General features: G+C 66.9%; 11 protein-coding genes. 4 read left to right on the top strand and 7 right to left on the bottom strand.

The window, feature by feature from the left end; genetic code table 11:
- Positions 1 to 213 precede the first annotated feature (213 nt).
- The 7 genes from ACM0O9_RS12780 to ACM0O9_RS12750 form a co-directional block, all read right to left on the bottom strand.
- Positions 214 to 2,103 (bottom strand): MFS transporter, encoded by a 1,890-nt coding sequence (locus ACM0O9_RS12780; protein WP_414603693.1) that lies wholly within the window; start codon positions 2,101 to 2,103, stop codon positions 214 to 216.
- Positions 2,104 to 2,215: 112 nt separating this feature from the next.
- Entirely contained in the window at positions 2,216 to 3,010 is a 795-nt protein-coding gene (locus ACM0O9_RS12775; protein WP_414603694.1) for an SDR family NAD(P)-dependent oxidoreductase, read from the bottom strand.
- 138 nt (positions 3,011 to 3,148) lie between these two features.
- Entirely contained in the window at positions 3,149 to 5,326 is a 2,178-nt protein-coding gene (yccS, locus tag ACM0O9_RS12770; protein WP_053500204.1) for a YccS family putative transporter, read from the bottom strand.
- 95 nt (positions 5,327 to 5,421) lie between these two features.
- Complete coding sequence (locus tag ACM0O9_RS12765) at positions 5,422 to 7,491, bottom strand: TonB-dependent siderophore receptor (protein ID WP_414603695.1); 2,070 nt, start codon at positions 7,489 to 7,491, stop codon at positions 5,422 to 5,424.
- Positions 7,492 to 7,777: 286 nt separating this feature from the next.
- Positions 7,778 to 10,900, bottom strand: a complete 3,123-nt coding sequence (locus ACM0O9_RS12760; protein ID WP_065186763.1) for an efflux RND transporter permease subunit — start codon at positions 10,898 to 10,900, stop codon at positions 7,778 to 7,780.
- A 31-nt stretch (positions 10,901 to 10,931) separates the two neighbouring features.
- Positions 10,932 to 14,165, bottom strand: coding sequence for an efflux RND transporter permease subunit (locus ACM0O9_RS12755; RefSeq protein ID WP_414603696.1), 3,234 nt, complete (start codon positions 14,163 to 14,165; stop codon positions 10,932 to 10,934).
- 74 nt (positions 14,166 to 14,239) lie between these two features.
- The gene (locus ACM0O9_RS12750) at positions 14,240 to 15,484 is read right to left on the bottom strand and encodes an efflux RND transporter periplasmic adaptor subunit (RefSeq protein WP_005419777.1); all 1,245 of its coding nucleotides are present in this window, start codon (positions 15,482 to 15,484) and stop codon (positions 14,240 to 14,242) included.
- Between the two features lie 186 nt (positions 15,485 to 15,670).
- Here ACM0O9_RS12750 and ACM0O9_RS12745 point away from each other — a divergent pair, with 186 nt between their 5' ends.
- The 4 genes from ACM0O9_RS12745 to ACM0O9_RS12730 all read left to right on the top strand — a co-directional run bounded on the left by ACM0O9_RS12745 (position 15,671) and on the right by ACM0O9_RS12730 (position 19,353).
- Complete coding sequence (locus ACM0O9_RS12745; RefSeq protein WP_111200490.1) at positions 15,671 to 16,990, top strand: M20 family metallopeptidase; 1,320 nt, start codon at positions 15,671 to 15,673, stop codon at positions 16,988 to 16,990.
- Between the two features lie 491 nt (positions 16,991 to 17,481).
- Positions 17,482 to 18,300 (top strand): NADPH-dependent 7-cyano-7-deazaguanine reductase QueF, encoded by an 819-nt coding sequence (gene queF, locus ACM0O9_RS12740; protein WP_095378207.1) that lies wholly within the window; start codon positions 17,482 to 17,484, stop codon positions 18,298 to 18,300.
- A gap of 203 nt (positions 18,301 to 18,503) precedes the next feature.
- A complete protein-coding gene (locus tag ACM0O9_RS12735) occupies positions 18,504 to 18,797 on the top strand; it encodes a LysM peptidoglycan-binding domain-containing protein (protein ID WP_049410686.1) in 294 nt (97 codons plus the stop codon).
- Between the two features lie 43 nt (positions 18,798 to 18,840).
- Positions 18,841 to 19,353 carry a hypothetical protein gene (locus tag ACM0O9_RS12730; protein WP_414603697.1) on the top strand — a complete coding sequence of 171 codons (513 nt, stop codon included), beginning with the start codon at positions 18,841 to 18,843 and terminating at the stop codon, positions 19,351 to 19,353.
- Positions 19,354 to 19,397 lie beyond the last annotated feature (44 nt).

The following is a 19,397-nucleotide window of genomic DNA, read 5'->3' as shown; positions in this document are numbered from 1 at the left end:
TTGGTGGCCGGCCTTGGTGCATTGGCCGAACCTCCCCCCTGTGGGTGCGTAATCTACCTCAACCTGCGCTGCATGTATGCGTTTACAGTCAGATGATGGCGTGTATGGCCCTTGACTGGGCGCTATTTGACGGGCCTCTGTCATGAGACAGAGGCCGTCATTCCGGGGATTGGGGCTATCGCCTGGAAGCGCTACCGACGGCCGCCGGGCCGATCAGGCGTGATCGCCACGCAGGGCCCGCACCTGCGCCTCCAGCACCGGGGCGCGGGTGGCGTGGCCATCAACGGCCGGTGCCGCCACCACCTCGACCGTGGCGCGGAAACGGCGCGGCACCCGCATGCGGCCGAGGCGGCTGTCGCGGCGACTCCACATGCTCGACCACATGCCGCGCAGCGCCATCGGCACCACCGGCACCGGCCGCCGCTCGAGGATCTTCTCGACGCCGGACTTGAACGGCGCCATCTCGCCGTCGCGGGTCAGCGCACCCTCGGGGAAGATGCAGACCAGTTCGCCTTCGGCCAGCGCAGCGTCGATCTCGTCGAACGCCCGCTGCATCAGTGCCGGGTCTTCGCGCGCACCGGCGATCGGGATTGCCTTGGCGGTCCGGAAGATCCAGCGCATTACCGGGATGTTGAAGATCCTGTAGTACATGACGAAGCGCACCGGACGCGGAATCGTCGCCGACAGGATCAGCGCGTCCATGTAGCTGACGTGGTTGCAGACCAGCAGCGCGGCGCCTTCGTCGGGCACGTTGGCCTCGATGCCGTGCGGGCGCAGCCGGTACAGGGTGCGCACCATCAGCCAGCTGAGGAAGCGCATCAGGAATTCAGGGACGATGGTGAAGATGTAGATCGCCACCAGCGCGTTGGCGATTGCCAGCGCCAGGAACTGCTGCGGAATGGTCCAGTGCAGCAGCGTGTGCGCGGCCAGCGACAGCAACGCCGCAGCGACGATGAAGCCCGAGTTCTGGATGTTCAGTGCGGCGAACACGCGCGACATCTGCGCCTTCGGCGTGCGGCTCTGGATCAGCGCGAACAGCGGCACCACGAAGATGCCGGTGAACAGGCCGATGCCGATCAGGTCGATGACGATGCGGATGCTGCCGGGCTGCTGCAGGAACGGACCAATGGTCAGCCCGTGCACGGTCGCTTCGCCGCTGCGGGCGAAGTACAGGTCCAGCAGGAACGCGGTCATGCCGAACGCACCCAGCGGCACCAGGCCGATTTCCACCGTGCGTGCCGACAGCTTCTCGCACAGCAGCGAGCCGACGCCGGTGCCGACCGAGAACAGGGCCAGCGCAAAGATGTACAGGGTCGGCTCGCCGCCCAGGTTGGTCACCGCGTAGGCCGGTAGCTGCGAGGTCAGCACGGTGCCAACGAACCAGAACCAGGACACGCCCAGGATCGAGTTGCGCACGGCCTTCTGCTGGCGCGCCATGCGCAGTACCGCCAGCGATTCCGGCAACGGGTTCCAGTTGATCTTCAGGGTCGGGTCGCCTGCATCGACCCTGGGAATCAGGCGCGCGGCGATGTTGCCGCAGATCGCCAGGGCGATGATCGCGCACGCAGCCACCACCGTACCGTGGCTGCCGGCCACGGTGAACACCAGGCCGCCAACGATCATGCCGGAGAGAATCGACATTGAAGTGCCCATCTCGACCAGGCCGTTGCCGCCGGTCAGTTCCTCGGGCCTGAGCACCGACGGCAGCACCGAATACTTCACCGGGCCGAACAGGGTGGACTGCATGCCGGTACAGAACAGCGCGACCAGCAGCACCGGCAGGCTCTGGGTGAGGAAGCCGGTGGCCGCCAGCGACATGATCACGATCTCCATGGTGGTGGTGATCACGATCAGCCGCGATTTTTCCAGTTTGTCGGCGATCTGCCCGGCCAGCGCCGAGAACAGGAAATACGGCAGGATGAAGATGGCCGGTGCCAGGGTGGCGTACAACCCCAGTTCTTCCTCCGGCACGGCCATGAACAGCAACATGCTGATGATCGCCTGCCGGTACACGTTGTCGTTGAACGCACCGAGCGCCTGTACGACGAAGAACGGCAGGAAACGGCGCTGGCGCAGCAGGGCGAATTGGTTGTGACCGGACATGGAGCCTCCTTGACCGGCGCAGCCTAGCATTCCTGCCCATCCGCTGTGGGTGCGGACCTGTGGGTGCGGACCTGTGGGTGCGGACCGCTGGTCCGCACACCTGCCAGCACCCTCAGACGATATCGTCGACCACGCCGCCGTCCACGCGCAGCGCTGCCCCGGAAGTCGCCGAGGCCTGTGGCGAGGCCAGGTACACCACCATGTTGGCCACTTCCTCGACCGTAGCGGTGCGCTGGATCACCGAAGACGGCCGGTGCGCCATCACGAACTCGCGGCCGATCTGTTCCAGCGGCTTGCCGCTGCGCTGGCGTTCATCCTCGAACATCGCGGCGAAGCCATCGGACAGGGTCGGGCCAGGCAGCACTGCGTTGACGGTGACGCCACTGCCGGCCACGCGCTTGGCCAGGCCGCGTGACAGTGACAGCTGCGCGGTCTTGCTGACCCCGTAATGGATCATGTCGGCCGGAATGTTGCGCGCCGATTCGGACGAGATGAACAGCACGCGGCCCCAGCCGGCATCGACCATCGCTGGCAGCAGCGCACGCGACAGGCGTACGCCGGACATCACGTTGGTCTGCCAGTAGCGCTCCCAGGTGGCGTCATCGGTCTCGAAGAAGTCCTGCGGGCCGAAGATGCCGGCGTTGTTGACCAGGATGTCGATCTTCGGCAGCCCAGCCAGCAGCGTATCGACACCGGCCGCATCGGAGAGGTCGGCGGCGACACCGAATACGTCGGCTCCCGGGACGGCCGCGAGCAGATGCTGGCGGGCGCGCTCGACGCTGTCGGTGCTGCGGCCATTAAGGACGACGCGTGCGCCTGCGGTGGCCAGGCCCAGGGCGATGGCCAGGCCGATACCGGCGGTGGAGGCGGTCACCAGCGCGGTGCGGCCGCTAAGTTCGATTTTCATGGTGATGATCCGGGGCGGGAGCTGCCCAGTATCCGCGTGGCGGCGTGATCGAACTGCATCGCCAGGTGCAACGCGCCGTTGCACGCGGCGCAGCAGAGCCACGCCCTGCGTGGACGGGATGCCCGCAGCGATGACGGATCAGGTCAGGTTGGTCACCGCCTCATTGGCCGCGGCACGCACCTTCGGCAGCATGCGCAGTACCAGCGCCATCTGGGTACGGATCAACTGCAGTTTCGGCGGCATCGCCTCGTCGATCTGCTCCAGCTCGGCGGCCACCGCGCGGTCGGCGTCGTTGTCATCGTCCGCGACCGGTTGCCGCGCGGTCAGCGCCGTCGCCAGCTGCTGAAGTGCCTTGCGCACGCGATCGCCCGCGGCCAGCGCCAGTGGATCGCCTGCGTAGCTGTCCACCTGGTCGCGGTGCGCACCCAGCGCCGACAGATGCCCCAGCAGCGTGTTGGACAGCGCCAGGAAGCGGAAGCCGGCATCCAGGTTGCGGCGCACGTGGCCGGGTTCGCGCAGCATGTTCGACAGTGCGGTGGACAGCGCGGCGTCGGCGTTGTGCATGTCGCGGCGGGCGATGCGGTAGGCCAGGTCGTCGCGCATGCCGCTGCGGTACTGGCCCAGCACCGAATCCAGGTAGCGAGCCGCAGTGTCCAGCACGCGTGCCAGGACGAGATGCAGCTGCCGGCCCTGCCAGTCAGGCAGGATCAGGAATGCTGCCGCTGCTGCGATCGCGCAGCCCAGCAGCGTATCGACCATGCGCGGTACGATCAGCACGAAGCCATCACCGATCAGGTTGAAGCAGGTCAGTGCCATCACGGTGATCGCGGCTGATGCCACCAGGTAGCGGTCGGTGCGGGTGAAGAAGAACAGCAGCGCAGAGAGCAGGGCGATCAGCAACTGCACGTGCAGCTGCGGGAACAGCTGCAGCAGTGCCCAGGTCAGCACCAGTCCGGCGACGGTGCCGACGATGCGCTGTGCCAGGCGCTGGCGGGTGGCGCCGAAGTTGGGCCGGCACACGAACACGATGGTCAGCAGCACCCATGAACCGTTCTGCGCATTGAACAGCCGGATCGCTGCAAAGCCGGCGATCAGCGCCAGTGCCATGCGCAGGCCATGGCGGAACAGAACCGAGCCGGGCGTGAACTGCTGGCGGATGCGCACGCCCATCTCGCGCAGGGTATGCGGGTTGCTGTCGCGCAGGCGGGTGTCGACGTTGTCCAGGCTGGCTTCGGAACGTTCGGCATCCAGCAGGCGGCGCTCGATGCTGCGCAGGTTGTGAACCAGCAGGTCCAGCGAGCCGAGCAGGCGCTGCCACTGCGGGCGCTGCTGGTCACGCAGGTAGGCCAGCGCGTCTGCCAGGTCGCGCCCGGCCTGCTGGTTGCTTTCACCGTATACGAACGGACGACGCAGCCGGATCGCCTCGCCCAGGCGGGCACAGGCCTGGCCCTGCAGGTCGAGCAGGCGCTGGCAGCGGTAAAGCACATCGCTGTGGAAGAAGGCGTCCACCAGCGCGCCATACGGGTAGTGCGAGGAACTGGCGCGCTCGTGGAAATCCTGCGCCATGTAGTACAGGCGCAGGTACAGGCCGGAGTTCACCCCGGGCCGGCCGGAGCGGCCGAAGCGGGCAAGGATCGCTGTCTTGGCCTCGTTCAGTGCACCCACCACACGGCGGTTCTGTTCGGCCAGGTCGAGCTGGCGACGTTGCAGGTCGGCTTCGCGCACCGGCTCGAACAGCGCAGCCTTCAGCTGCAGGTAGCGGCCCAGCTCAAGGTACAGCCGCGCCACGCGTTCGCGCACCGGCCGGTTGGCGAACAACGCGGCCCACAGGATCGACAACAGCCCGTACCAGACCGCACCGGCCAGCAGATGGCTGACCGCTTCCAGTGCGCTGTGCAGGTCGCTGGCACCATGTTGCTCCAGGCCGATCATGGTGTAGATCGCCAGCGTCACCGTGGCCTGGGCAATGGATGCGTAGCGCTCGCCGAGCGCGCCAAGCAGGGTCAGGCCGAAGGTGGACAGTGCCAGCGCGCCGATGAAGATCCACGGCCACGGAAACAGCCAGATCACCGAAGCCGCCGCAATGCAGAAGCACAACAGGGACAACACCACGGCCTTGGTCCGGCCCCACCAGTTGTCGTCGGTTTCTGCGATGGCGCTTGCGATGATGCCGAGGAACACGCCGGGCAGGGCGGTCAGCGCCTCGAACTGCCAGCACACGGCCACGGCCGCGGTCAGCGCGATGAACACGCGCAGGCCGTAGCTGGCCTTTTCGTGGGCCCACAGTCGGCTGAGGCGGGATTGGCGGGCGGACATGCAGGCTCGGTGGAAGGGTCTTCCACCATTATTGCGGGCTGCGCGTGAAATATGGAGTGCGGACCAACGGTCCGCACCCACGGTGCTGCCGGACCCTACATGTCGAACCGCACGCTCACAGCGAACGTACGTGGCAGGCCTGTGCCGGCGTTGGACCAGTACTTCCGGTTGGCCAGGTTCTCGACGCTGGCGCGCACGGTCAGCGGATGACCGGAGGCGAGCAGGCGGTAGCCGATGCCTGCATTGACCAGCGTGTAATCGGGCAGCTTCAGGGTGTTGTCGGCGTCGTACCAGACATCGCCGTAGTAGCGCACCGCGGCGTATGTTTCCAGGCCATCCACCCACGGCAGCTGGTAGGTGGCGTGCACGACCCCGCTCCAGCGCGCCGCACCGGCGGTACGGTTGCCCTCCTGTGCAGCGCTGGCCGGGGACAGCCTGTCGTAGGTCGGGTCCAGCCAGGTGACGCCTCCGCCAACCGTGAGGACATCGCTGAGGTGCAGGTCGGCACTGGCCTCGATGCCTTCGTACAGCGTGATGCCGTCCTGCACCAGGCGCTTGCCGGCCGGTGTGAGTTCATCGATGTTGGCGCCACGTTCCAGCCGGAACGCCGCCACGTTCGCGTTCCAGCGCGCGGCCTCGGCCTTCGCGCCGATCTCATACTGCTTGCTGAGGGTCGGGTCGAGCACATCACCGGCGTTGACGTAGTTGTTGCCTACGCGGCTGCCCGCTTCCAGCGATTCGATGTAGCTGGCGTAGAGGGTGACCGCCTCGCTGGGCTTGAACATCACGGCATAGGTCGGTGTGACCGGATAGGTGTGGTAGCGACCCTTGGTCTCGTAATCGTTGTAGCGCCAGCCCGCCAGCACCGACCATCCGCTGCCGAGATCGACGGTATCGCTTGCGAACACGGCCTGCTGCACGGTCTCGTCGCCACGGGTCATCATCCGTGAACCGACGGCGTCATGGCGGATGTCATGGCGCTGGTACAGGTTGGCGCGGCCGATCAGGCTCCATTCGTAGGGACGGTCCCAGCCCAGCCCGGTCTGGTGACTGATGCCTGCCACCACCTGATGCTGCAGCGGACCGGTGCGGAAGCTGCCCTGCAGCATCGCCTGGGCCAGCCTCCACTCGCTCTTGCCACCCAGTTCATAGACGTTGACGTCATAGTCGCCATTGGGCGAATCGATGTAGGCGAAGATCTTGTTGACGTCATTCCACGAGGTGGTGACGCCGTAACTCAGGCTGGTTTTCCAGTCGCTGTTGATCTGCCAGTCCAAGCGGGTCGACAACAGGCTGGAACGAGTGTCGTAGTAGGTGCCGGGGACACTGTTGCCGGTATTCCCGGCGATCGGTCGCGGCAACGAGGTCAGTCCGCGGAAGTAGTACTGCTGCGATTCCTCGCGCAGGTCGCGTGACTGGAACACGCCGTCGAAGGTCCAGATCAGTGCGTCGCTCAGGCGCGCGTCCAGCGACAGTGCGCCCACCTTGCGATCGACGTGGCCACCATTGAAGGTCTCACCCTTTTCCTCGAAAGCATTGAAGCGATAACCGAACATCTGCTCGTTGCCGAAGCGGCCGCCGACGTCCATCCCGGCACTGACGATGCCCTGCTCGCGCCAGCCCAGCTGGGCGGAGAAGGTGGGCGTATCGGTCGGCTTCTTGGTGATGTAGTTGACGATGCCACCGGGGGCACCGAAACCATAAAGGAATCCACCCGGGCCTTTCAGCAGATCGACCTGTTCCATCACTTCCAGCGGCCACTCGGTACCCCACGAGGAAACCTGCAGGCCATTGACGCGATAGCTGTCGAAGTTCAGGTCGATGCCACGGTTGCGGATCGGCGAACTCCAGCCACTGGCATACGCGTTGACCTGGGTGGTGACCGAAGGGTCGAGCAGGAACGCTTCGCCCAGCGAGACCACTTGGCGCTGCTCGATCTGCTCGCGGCCCACGGCGGTGATCGCGAACGGGGTATCACGCAGCACGCGATCACCAAGGGCGCCGGTATCGGCGTGGGTGCGTTCGGCGGTGACCTTCACCGCATCCAGATCGGTGGCACTGCGGTTCCGATGGGTGCGCTCGGGTACGGACTGGGCATGCGCGGCACAGGCCAGTGACAGGGAAACGGCAAGCAGGGCCGGGCGGCAGAGTGGGTGCAGGAGCATGGTTCAGTCATCCTCGGCGAACGGCCACGCGCCATCCGCCCGCATGGGGGGAAAGGTTGATGGCTGGGATCACGCAGGCTTGCCGGAGAGGGCAGCGGGGCGCCGCGAAGGGGCGCAGGACCATGGCTGGAGGGGAATTGTTCTCTTTTCGTTACAGCACGTCAAACCGGGAGGCGTGCGGACCAACGGTCCGCACCCACCCTCCGCGCCGGTGGTAGTGCCGGCCGCTGGCCAGCAGATTCGCAGTACCGAGAACTAGATCCACGCCATGCGTGGATGGGCTCTACTACGCCCGCTGCGCGCGCTTGAGCAGCTTCGCTTCGCGCCTGCGCGCGCGACGGGCGCGCCAGCGCTCGGCCAGGCAGGAGAAGATCACGTACAGTGCCGGCGTACTGAGCAGGGTCAGGCTCTGCGAGAACAGCAGGCCGCCGATCATCGCGATGCCCAGCGGGCGGCGCAGCTCGGACCCTTCACCCAGGCCGATCGCCAGCGGCACTGCGGCCAGGATCGCGACCATCGTGGTCATCATGATCGGGCGGAAGCGCACGATGCTGGCCTCGCGTGCGGCATCGCGCGGCGCCAGCCCATGCTCGCGCTGCGCCACCAGTGCGAAGTCGATCATCATGATCGCGTTCTTCTTGACGATGCCGATCAGCAGCACCAGCGCGATCATCGAGATCACCGACAGCTCGGTGTTGGTGCCGAACAGGGCCAGCAGCGCACCGACACCCGCCGCCGGCAGCGTGGACAGGATGGTGACCGGATGGATCAGGCTCTCGTAGAGCATGCCCAGTACCAGGTACACGGTCAGGATTGCGGCGAACACCAGGATCAGCATGTCGCTGGGATCGGAGTTGAAGCCGAAGCCCGCATCGTCGGCCAGGCGGATGTCGCCGGGCATGCGCATGCCGGCCACGGTCGCGTCGATGATCGCCTTGGCCTCGCCCATGCTCACGTTGGGAGCCAGGTTGTAGCTGAGGTCCATCGTCGTGTACTGGTTCTCGTGGGTGATCTGCGATGGGGCCAGGCCAGGCATCTGCGTGGCCACCGCGGTGATCGGCACCATGTCGCCGTTGCGCGCACGCACGTACACCTCATCCAGCGCCGCCGGGGTGGCGGTCTGCGAGGGCAGGGCATTGACCACGACGCTGTACTGGTTGATGTCCGAATAGATGGTAGAGATCTGGCGCTGGCCGAACGCACCATACAGCGCGCCGTCGATGGCGCCCACTGTGATGCCCAGGCGCGCGGCCTTTGCGCGGTCGATCTGGATGTTCTGGCGCAGGCCGGCATTGTCCACGTCGGTGCCGACGTCGCGCAGCTTCGGGTTCTTCTTCAGCTCCGCCTGCAGCTTGGGCAGCCATTCCTGCAGTGCGGCCAGGTCGTTGCCCTGCAGCGAGATGCGGTACTGCGCGCCCTGGCTGGAACCGCCGCCATCGTTGCTGGGCAGGTCCTGGATCGCGCGCAGGCGCAGCTGCAGGTCGGGATAGCGATCGGCCTTGGCGCTGAGGCGCGCCAACGCATGCGCGGTGGTTTCGCGGCGGCCGTCGCTGCGTGATTTCAGCTCGATGTTGAACTGTGCACTGGAGCCCTGGCGGCCGCTGCCCAGGCGTACACCCACCGTCTTCACCGCCGGGTCGGCCATCAGCATGTCGGTGATGCGGCGCTGGCGCGCGACCATGTCCTCGAACGACACGGTGGCACTGGAGTTGGCGCGGCCCCAGATCAGGCCGGTGTCCTGCGGCGGGAACGCGCCCTTCTTCACCGCGCCGAACAGGAAGATGGTGACGCCGATCAGGATCAGTGGCGTCAGCGACAGCAGCAGCGCGTGGCGCAGCGAGAAATCGAGGAACACGGTGTAGATGCGCAGCATCCGCTCGTGGCCGGCATCCAGCCAGCGGCCGAAACGCGACGGCGGCGCGCTGTGGTCGTGCGCGCTGAGGAAGCGGCTGCACAGCGCCGGGGTCAATGTCAGCGAGACGATCATCGAGACCACGATGGCCGCCACCAGGGTCACGGTGAACTCGCGGAAGAACGCGCCCATCATGCCGCTGGCGAACAGCAGCGGGATGAACACCGCCACCAGCGAGGCGGTGATCGAGACGATGGTGAAGCCGATCTCGCGCGCACCGGTCAACGCCGCCTGCATGCGCGGCATGCCTTCGTCGAGGTGGCGCATGATGTTCTCGATCACCACGATCGCATCGTCGACCACGAAGCCGATCGCGATCACCAGCGCCAGCAGGCTCAGGTTGTTCAGGGTGAAGCCCATCACGTACATCACCAGCGCGGCGCCGGCCAGCGACAGCGGCACGGTCACCGCCGCGATCAGGGTGGGTGCCAGCCGGCGCAGGAACAGCGCCATGGTCAGCACCACCATTGCCAGGCTGATCAGCAGGGTGACCTGCACTTCATGCAGCGACGAACGGATGGTCGGCGTACGGTCGAAGTACGGCGTCATCGTGGTGCCCGGCTGCAGGTAGTCGCGCAGGGTCGGGATCTGCGCCTTGACCCGGTCCACGGTCTCCACGATGTTGGCGCCGGCACGGGTGAACACGTACATCACCACCGCCGGCTTGTGGTCGAACCACGCCGCCTGGTAGGCATCCTGCTGGCCGTCGTAGACGTTGGCGATGTCCTTCAGCCGGATCACCCGGCCGTCGCCCTGGGTCTTGACTACCAGGTCGGCGAAGTCGGCGGCGCGCGCCACCGAGTCGTTGGCGATGATCGCCGTGGTGGTGTTGCCATCGCTGAGGAAGCCGGTGGGCGAGGTCACGTTGGCCGCGCGCACTGCGTTGCGCAGGTCATCGGCGGTCAGGCCCAACGCGTTCATCAGGCGCAGGTTGACGTCCACGCGCACCGCTGGCGTCGACGCGCCAGCGATGTCGACCGAGGCGACGCCGCTGATCTGGCGGATGCGCTGCGCCAGCAGCGAGTCGGCCACGTTGTAGAGCTCGTCGGCCGACTGCGTCTGCGAGGTCAGCGCGATGGCGATCACCGGGTCGTCGTTCGGGTTCGCCTTCTGGTACATCGGCGAGCCCATGCCCGAGGGCAGGTCGGCCTGAGCCGAGTTGATCGCCGTTTGTACATCCAGTGCCGCCGAATCGATGTTGTGGCCGCTCTGGAAGATCATGAACACCAGCGAGCTGCCTTCCGAGCTCGACGAGCGCATGCGATCGATGCCCGGCAGCTGGCCGAGATGGCGTTCCAGCGGCGCGGTGACCGTCGAGGCCATGGTCGCCGCGTCGGCGCCGGACTGGCTGGCATGCACGAAGATCACCGGGATCTCGATGTTCGGCAGCGCCGATACGCCCAGGCGCAGGTAGCAGATCAGGCCGACCATGAACAAGCCGATGGCCAGCAGTGCGGTGCCGATCGGGCGGCGGATGAAGGGGCCGGACAGGTTCATCGTGCGGCCCCCCACGGCAGCGGGGCGTGGATCATGCCTGCGGCTCCTGCAGCGAACCGTCGCGCAGCGCACGCTGTTCGCGGCGGCGCGCCAGCCACTCGGAGAAGCGCTCCATGTACAGGTAGATCACCGGCGTGGTGTACAGCGTCACCAGCTGCGACAGCAGCAGGCCACCGACGATGGCGATACCCAGCGGGCGGCGCAGCTCCGAACCGATGCCGGTGCCCAGCGCCAGCGGCAGTGCGCCGAGCATGGCCGCGGCGGTGGTCATCATGATCGGGCGGAAGCGCAGCAGGCAGGCGCGGCGGATCGCCTCGTGCGCGTTGGCGCCGGCGCGGCGGGCTTCGATGGCGAAGTCGACCATCATGATGCCGTTCTTCTTGACGATGCCGATAAGCAGCACGATGCCGACGATGCCATCCACCGACAGGCTCAGCCCGCACAGCATCAGCGCCAGCAGCGCGCCGACACCGGCCGGCGGCAGGGTGGAGATGATCGTGATCGGGTGGATGTAGCTCTCGTAGAGCACGCCCAGCACGATGTAGATCACCACCAGCGAGGCCAGCAGCAGCCACACCACGTCGGTCTGGCTGCCGGTGAACTCGGCGGCCTTGCCGATGAATTCGGCATGCAGGTGTGCCGGCATGTCCAGGCTGTCCTTGGTCTCCTGGATCGCACGCACCGCTTCGGACAGCGAATAGCCCGGCGCCACGTTGAACGACACGGTCACCGCCGGCAGCTGCTGCTGGTGGCTGACCACCAGCGGGGCGCTGCTGACCTTGCCTTCGGCCAGCGCCGACAGCGGGATGATGTTGCCGGCGCCGACGGTGATGCCGGTGTTCTGCGCGCCGATGCCGGTGGCGGTGGACGAGTTGGAGGAGGTGACCTGGCCGAAGCTGGTGGCATTGGTGCCGGTCAATGCGCCGGCGCCGTTGGAGGCGACCGCCAGCTGTTCCATCAGCGCGGTGCTGGTGCGGAACTCCGGTGCCACTTCCAGCACCACACGATACTGGTTGAGCTCGGTGAAGATGGTCGAGATCTGGCGCTGGCCGAACGCATCGTAGAGCGTGTCGTCGATGGTCTGCATCGGCACGCCCAGCACGCTGGCCTTGTCGCGGTCGATGTTCAGCTCCAGGGCGCGGCCCTGGTTGGACAGGTTGTTGTCGACGTCGGCCAGTTCCGGGCGCTTGCGCAGCGCTTCGGTCAGGCGCGTGGCCTGGGTCGCCACCGTCGCCGAATCCACGTCCGACAGCGAGTACTGGTACTCGGTGGCGGCCACGCGGGTATCCAGGGTTACGTCCTGCACCGGCTTCAGGTACAGCGCCACGCCCGGAATGCCGGCCACTGCCTTCTGCAGGCGCGGCAGGATCTCATCCAGGCCGTCGCGCTGGCTGCGCTCCTTCAGCACGATCGACAGCTGGCCCTGGTTGAGGGTGGGGTTCATGCTGCCGGCGCCGATGAAGGCCGACACGCCGGTCACGTCTGGATCCTGGCGCAGCGCTTCGGCCACCTGCCTGGTGCGCTGCTCCATCTGCGGGAAGGCGATGTTCTGGTCGGCCTGCACCACGCCGGTGATCAGGCCGGTGTCCTGTTCGGGCAGCAGGCCCTTGGGAATCAGCACGTACAGCAGCACGGTCAGCACCAGCGCGCCACCGGCCACGGCCAGGGTCAGCCGCTGGTGGCCAAGCACCCAGTCCAGGCTGTGCTCGTAGAGGCCGACGGTGCGCGTCCACAGGTTCTGCTTGCCGGCCGCCGCCGCGCGCTCATGCGCGTCCTCGCCCTCGGGCAGGGCATCGGGCTTGAGCAGGTAGGCGCACATCATCGGGGTCAGCGTCAGCGAGATCAGCATCGACAGCACCACGGCGATGCTCAGCACCCACGCGAACTCGTGGAACAGGCGGCCGGTGACGCCGGGCATCAGCAGCAGCGGCAGGAACACCGCCACCAGCGAGACCGTCAGCGACAGCACGGTGAAGCCGATCTGGCGTGCGCCGATCTCGGCCGCTTCCTTGCCACTCTTGCCCTGCTCGATGTAGCGCACGATGTTCTCGATCATCACGATCGCATCGTCGACCACGAAGCCGGTGGCCACCACCAGCGCCATCAGCGAGAGGTTGTCCAGCGACATGCCGGCGAAGGCCATCACCGCGAAGGTGCCGGCCAGCGACAACGGCACCGCCACCGAGGGAATGATCGTGGCCCACAACCGGCGCAGGAACACGAAGATCACCGCCACCACCAGCCCGATGGTCAGGATCAGGGTGAACTGCACTTCATGCACCGAGGCGCGGATGGTCTCGGTGCGGTCGTTGAAGATCTCCAGGTGCACGTCGGCTGGCAGCACGCCCTGCAGCTGCGGCAGGATGGCACGGATGCGCTCGACGGTCTGCACGATGTTGGCACCGGGCTGGCGGCGCACTTCCAGCAGTACCGCCGGCTTGCCGTCGGCCCAGGCGGCAAGCTGGTCGTTCTCCACGCCATCGATCACCTCGGCCACGTCCGACAGCCGCACCGGGCGGCCGTTCTTGTAGCTGATGATGGTGTCGCGGTACTCGGCGGCGCTGGCCAGCTGGTCGTTGGTGCCGATGCTGTAGGACTGCGTCTTGCCGTTCAACGAGCCCTTGGGCGCATTGACGTTGGCCTGGGTCAGCGCGCTGCGCAGCTGCTCCAGGGTCAGGCCCATGTTCGACAGCTGCGCCGGATTGACCTGGATGCGCACGGCCGGGCGCACATTGCCGGCGATCGAGACCAGGCCCACGCCCTGCACCTGCGACAGGCGCTGGGCCAGGATGGAATCGGCGTAATTGTTGACGTCGCGCAGCGGGCGCGTGTCAGAGGTCAGTTTCAGGGTGACGATGGCCGCGTCGGCCGGGTTCACCCGGTTGTAGACCGGCTGGTAGGGCAGCGACGAGGGCAGGGTGGCCTGGCGGATCGCCGCCTGCACGTCCTGCGCGGCGATGTCGATGTCGCGGTCCATCGAGAACTGCAGGATGATCGTCGACAACCCGGCCGACGAGTCGGAGGTCATCAGCTCCAGCCCGGAAATCTGCCCGAACTGGCGCTCCAGCGGGGTGGTGACCAGCGAGGCCATGGTGGTGGCGTTCGCACCGGGGTACTGGGTGGTGACCACCAGGCTGGGCGCATCGATTTCCGGCAGCGCCGACACCGGCAGCTTGCGGTAACCGAGGATGCCCAGCAGCAACAGGCCCGCCATCAACAGCGAGGTGGCGATCGGGCGGCGGATGAAGATCGTCGAAAAGCCCACGGACTGATCCTTGCTGGCACTTCAATGTCGGCGCCGGCAGGTCCGCCGGCGCGAGGGAGATCAGTGGCCTGCGCTCAGCGCGGGCCACCACCGCGACGGCCACCGCCGCCTGCGTTCTTCTGCTCGGCTGCCTTCAGTTCGGCCTCGGTCGGTGCGGCCGGGGTCTCGCCCGGCTTCAGTGCGGTGACCTTGCTGCCCGGCTTCAGGCGGAACTGGCCTTCACTGACCACCCGCTCGCCGCCCTTCAGGCCTTCGGCGATCTGCACCTGGCTGTCGCCCACTTCCACGCCGCTGCGCACGGTCTGCATCTTTACCGTGTTGTCGCCCTGCACGATGTAGACGTACTCGCCATCCGGGCCACGCAGTACCGCCTGGGTGGGGATCACCACGCCGCCGGCAATCGTGCGCAGCTGCATGCGCACGTTGACGAACTGGCCCGGCCACAGGCCGTTGTCGGTGTTGTCGAACAGGGCGCGCGCCTTGAACGTGCCGCTGTCGGCACTGATCAGGTTGTCGACCACATCGAGCTTGCCGTCGCCGGACAGCACGTGCGAATCGGCGCGGTCCAGCGCCGCCACCGGTACCGTGCCGGCGGCCTGCGCCTGGCGCACATCGCCGAGCTGGCGCTCGGGCAGGTTGAACAGCACGTGGATCGGATGGATCTGGGTCAGCGTGACCAGCGCGGTACCGGCGCTGACCACGTTGCCGGCGTCGACCGCACGGATGCCGGCGATGCCTGAGATCGGCGCGGTGACCCGGGTGTACTGCAGCTGCACCTGCGCCGAGCGCATGCTGGCCTCGTTGGCGGCCACGGCGCTTTCGTACTGTGCCACTTGGTTTCGCTGTGTATCCAGATCGGTCTTGGCGACGTACTGGCGATACTCCGGCGCGTTCGAGCGCTGGTAGTTGGAGCGCGCGGTGGCCAGCAGGGCCTCGTTCTGGCGCTTGGCTGCAGCGGCCTGGTCGTAGCTGGCCTGGGCGGTGCGCGGGTCGATCACCGCCAGCACATCACCCTGCTTCACTTCCTGGCCTTCACGGAAATTCAGGCTCATCAGCTGACCGCCGACCTGCGGGCTGACGGTGACGGTGTTCATCGCGGTCACCGTACCCAGCGCGCTGGCATACACCGGCACGTCCTGGCGCGTGGCCTCCACCACGGTCACCGGCACTGGACCGGCATTCGGATCTTCGCCGCCCTGGCGCGCGCCCGCAGCAGGTTTTCCAGCCTTGTCCTTGCCCCCGCCAATGACGCGCAGGCCGACCACGGCCAGCACCAGGATCGCCACGACCAGCAGCACGATCTTCCAAACACGTGACATTACGAGGACTCCGAGAGGGCTGGACCGGACGGGACGCCGGGACAATGCGCAAAGCATACCTGTGCCACATCACGTTTCCTGCATGACGGATGGGACGGGCGCTAAGACCGGATGCGGCACCGGAGGTTCCCGTGGCGCCGGTGTTGCCCTACATTCAGCTGGAACCCTCTTGCTGTGGAGATTGCGATGCGCCGTTCGCTGCTGCTGTCCGCCCTGCTGCTGGCCCTGCCGGCGCTTGCCCATGCCCAGGACGGGCAACGCCCGGAAGTGACCGCCGCCGCGCAGCGGCTGCAGGCCCGGGTGGTCGAATGGCGCCGTGATTTCCACCAGCACCCGGAGCTGTCCAACCGCGAGGCGCGCACCTCGGCCGAGGTCGCCAAGCGCCTGCGTGCGATGGGCCTGAAGCCGAAGACCGGCATCGCCCACCACGGCGTGGTGGCGATCATCGAAGGCGGCAAGCAAGGCCCGAAGATCGCGTTGCGTGCAGACATGGACGCGCTGCCGGTGACCGAGCAGACCGGCCTGCCGTTCGCCTCCAAGGCCACCGACCAGTACCGCGGGCAGACCGTGGGCGTGATGCATGCCTGTGGCCACGACGCGCATACCGCCACCCTGCTCGGCGTGGCCGAAGCGCTGGTATCAATGAAGAAGGACCTGCCGGGCCAGGTGATGCTGATCTTCCAGCCGGCCGAGGAAGGCGCGCCGCCGCCGGAAGAGGGCGGTGCGGCACTGATGCTGAAGGAAGGGCTGTTTGCCGATTTCAAGCCGGAGGCCGTGTTCGGCCTGCATGTGTTCTCCAGCGTGCAGGCCGGCCAGATCGCGGTGCGCGGCGGCCCATTGATGGCCGCCTCGGATCGCTTCGGGATCAAGGTGATCGGTCGCCAGACGCATGGCTCGGCACCGTGGAACGGTGTTGACCCGATCGTCGCCACCGCCGATCTGGTCGGCACCGCGCAGACCATCGTCAGCCGCCGCGCCAACCTGTCCAAGCAACCGGCAGTGCTGACCTTCGGCGCGATCAACGGCGGCATCCGCTACAACATCATTCCCGATGAAGTGGAGATGGTCGGCACCATCCGCACCTTTGACGAAGGCATGCGCCAGCAGATCTTTGCCGACCTGCGCAACGTGGCCGAGCACACGGCCGCCGCGCACGGTGCGAAGGCGGTGACCGACATCTACGAGTCGGAGGGCAACCCGGCCACGGTGAACGACCCGGCGCTGACCGCGAAGATGCTGCCGAGCCTGCAGGCGGTGGTGGGCAAGGACAACGTGTACGAGCCGCCGCTGCAGATGGGCGCGGAGGATTTCTCGCTGTACGCGAAGGAAGTGCCGGGCATGTTCTTCTTCGTCGGCTCCACCAGCGTGGGCATCGACCCAGCGACGGCGCCGGCCAACCATTCGCCGAAGTTCCTGCTGGATGAGAAGGCACTGGATGTGGGACTGCGGGCGTTGCTGCAGGTGAGCCTGGATTACCTGCACGGTGCCGGCACCCCGGCGGGGTGAGGGTTTCCGGCAGGGCTTGCAGCCCTGGGTACGCGACATCGCATGCGCGCTGTCGCTCCCACAGTTCGCTGCGCGAACGGTGGGCCCCCCTTACCAGCTTCCAGACCCCTGCCGCTTCGCGGCCGCCCCCTGACTCAGGGGGCCTTCCTCCAGACCCGATCCCGTGGCTTGCCGGTAGATCCACGCCATGCGTGGATGGCAGACATCGAAAATGTCCGAAGGATCGGATTTTGATTTTCTGATCTTTCCCGTGGTGGATCGGCGGCAGAAATGTGTCGGGGGGCCGGGCGGGTGGGGCTGGCGGGGTATCCGCGCCATGGATGGCGCGGCTAAGCCTCCAGGGACGGATTCACGGCGTCCCCGCCAGCCCCATCCGCCCGGCCCACTCCCGGGAATCCAGGCTTTCGACGACCCAACACCCCACCACGGAGGGGCTCCGCCGTTGGCCGGCCCGGCCGAAGGCCCGCCCTCCGCGCGATACAATGACCTCCATGAACACCCCACAGGATTCCAGCCTCGGTCGCGAGGTCAGTTACCCGTCGCAGTACGATCCCGGCCTGCTGTTCCCCATCCCCCGCAGCGGCGCCCGCGCCGAGATCGGCCTCGATGAGGCCGCGCTGCCGTTCGTCGGCCACGACCGCTGGCACGCCTTCGAGCTGAGCTGGCTCGACCCGCGTGGCAAGCCGCAGGTCGCCGTCGCCACGGTGCAGGTGCCATGCACCTCGCCGCGGCTGATCGAATCGAAGTCGTTCAAGCTGTACCTCAACTCCCTCAACAGCACCCGCATCGACAGCGCCGAGGCACTGCGCGCGCGCCTGGTGGCGGATCTGTCGGCCTGCGCCGGTGTGCCGGTCCAGGTCGAGTTCGGCCTGCCAGGCCTGCGCGAGACGCCGCTCGGCGAGTCCATCGACGGGCTGGAACTGGAGATCGACTGCTACGGCCCGCCGCAGGCGGACTTCCTCGCCGCCGATGCGGGTGAGGTGGTGGAAGAGACCCTGGTCTCGTCGCTGCTGAAGTCCAACTGCCCGGTCACCGGCCAGCCGGACTGGGCCACGGTCAGCCTGCGTTACCGCGGGCCGAAGATCGATCGCGCGGGCCTGCTGCGCTACTTGGTCAGCTACCGTGAACACGCCGAGTTCCACGAGCAGTGCGTTGAGCGGATCTTCAGCGAGGTATCTGCGCGCTGCCAGCCACAATGGCTGGAAGTGGAGGCCCGCTATACCCGCCGTGGTGGCCTGGACATCAACCCCTGGCGCGCCAGCCCCGGCATCACCGCCCCGGCTGCGACCTACCGCGAACTGCGGCAGTAACCGGTAGTGCCGGTCGCTGGCCGGCAACCGCAAGGAACCCGCGTCCAGGGCAAGGGAAAGCCGGCCAGCGGCCGGCACGACCGGACACCGTCTCTCCCGATTGTTCAGCCGCCCCCGGGGGCGGCTTCACATCTGCACCATCCCCATTTAACAACCGCCATGGCACCGTGCCAATCACGTAGTCATGCAGACGGGAGTTGTGGATGAGTACCGAGAAGAAAGCCGATTTCTCCGGCGTCAGCAGCAGCGTCGACAGTACCGCCGAACAGGCACCGAAGGCGGACTTCTCCGGCGTCAGCGCTTCGGTGGACAGCACCGCAGACGTTGTCAGCGGCGGCACCTATACCGTGCAGAAGGGTGACTCGCTGTCGAAGATCGCCAAGCAGCATCTGGGCGACGCCAATGCCTGGAAGAAGATCTTCGAAGCCAACCGCGATGTGCTTGATGACCCGGACAAGATCTTCCCGGGCCAGACCCTGAAACTGCCGCCGAAGTAAGCCGGCCAGAACGCCGTCCGACAATCCCTGGGAGGAACCCCGAATGATCAAGACCACCCCGCTCCAGACCGCCCTGATCGCCGCCCTGCTGGGCAGCGTCGCCCTGGTCGGTTGCAAGAAGAAAGAAGAGTCGACCGACAACAATGCCGCTCCGGCAGCGACTGCTCCGGCCGAACCGGCAGCACCGGCCCCGATGACCGGCGCGCCGCCGCCGATGGCCGAAGCCGCCGCCGTCAGCGTCTCGTCGGTCACGGTCGGCAAGACCGCAGCCGCCGACAAGTCGGTTGCGACGGCGGCTTTGTTCGCGCCGAAGGACGACATCATCGTCTCGGTCAAGACCGACGGCGCTGCCAACAACGTCGCCGTGGGCGCGAAGCTGACCTACCAGGACGGCCAGGTGGCCGGCGAACAGAATGCCACGCTGAACACCAGCGGTGCGGAAACCACCAACGTCACGTTCAAGAATGCAAAGGGCTGGCCGGCCGGCAAGTACCGCGCCGAAGTCACCGTCGATGGCAAGGCGGCCGGAACGCCGCAGGAGTTCGAGGTCAAGTAAGTCCAGCCGACTCTCTCCCGGCAGGGCTCACGATGGACGCGGCC

This window comes from Stenotrophomonas sp. FR012, from assembly GCF_047520565.2.
Taxonomy (GTDB): Bacteria; Pseudomonadota; Gammaproteobacteria; order Xanthomonadales; family Xanthomonadaceae; genus Stenotrophomonas; species Stenotrophomonas sepilia.
This window is presented reverse-complemented; position numbering and strand designations above follow the sequence as displayed.

Excerpts from the sequence above, each read along its gene's own strand:
- ACM0O9_RS12765 (WP_414603695.1), bottom strand. The coding sequence starts at position 7,491 with ATGCTCCTGCACCCACTCTGCCGCCCGGCCCTGCTTGCCGTTTCCCTG.
- ACM0O9_RS12745 (WP_111200490.1), top strand. The coding sequence starts at position 15,671 with ATGCGCCGTTCGCTGCTGCTGTCCGCCCTGCTGCTGGCCCTGCCGGCG.
- ACM0O9_RS12750 (WP_005419777.1), bottom strand. The coding sequence starts at position 15,484 with ATGTCACGTGTTTGGAAGATCGTGCTGCTGGTCGTGGCGATCCTGGTG.
- ACM0O9_RS12730 (WP_414603697.1), top strand. The coding sequence starts at position 18,841 with ATGATCAAGACCACCCCGCTCCAGACCGCCCTGATCGCCGCCCTGCTG.
- ACM0O9_RS12775 (WP_414603694.1), bottom strand. The coding sequence starts at position 3,010 with ATGAAAATCGAACTTAGCGGCCGCACCGCGCTGGTGACCGCCTCCACC.
- ACM0O9_RS12760 (WP_065186763.1), bottom strand. The coding sequence starts at position 10,900 with ATGAACCTGTCCGGCCCCTTCATCCGCCGCCCGATCGGCACCGCACTG.
- ACM0O9_RS12780 (WP_414603693.1), bottom strand. The coding sequence starts at position 2,103 with ATGTCCGGTCACAACCAATTCGCCCTGCTGCGCCAGCGCCGTTTCCTG.
- ACM0O9_RS12735 (WP_049410686.1), top strand. The coding sequence starts at position 18,504 with ATGAGTACCGAGAAGAAAGCCGATTTCTCCGGCGTCAGCAGCAGCGTC.
- yccS (WP_053500204.1), bottom strand. The coding sequence starts at position 5,326 with ATGTCCGCCCGCCAATCCCGCCTCAGCCGACTGTGGGCCCACGAAAAG.
- queF (WP_095378207.1), top strand. The coding sequence starts at position 17,482 with ATGAACACCCCACAGGATTCCAGCCTCGGTCGCGAGGTCAGTTACCCG.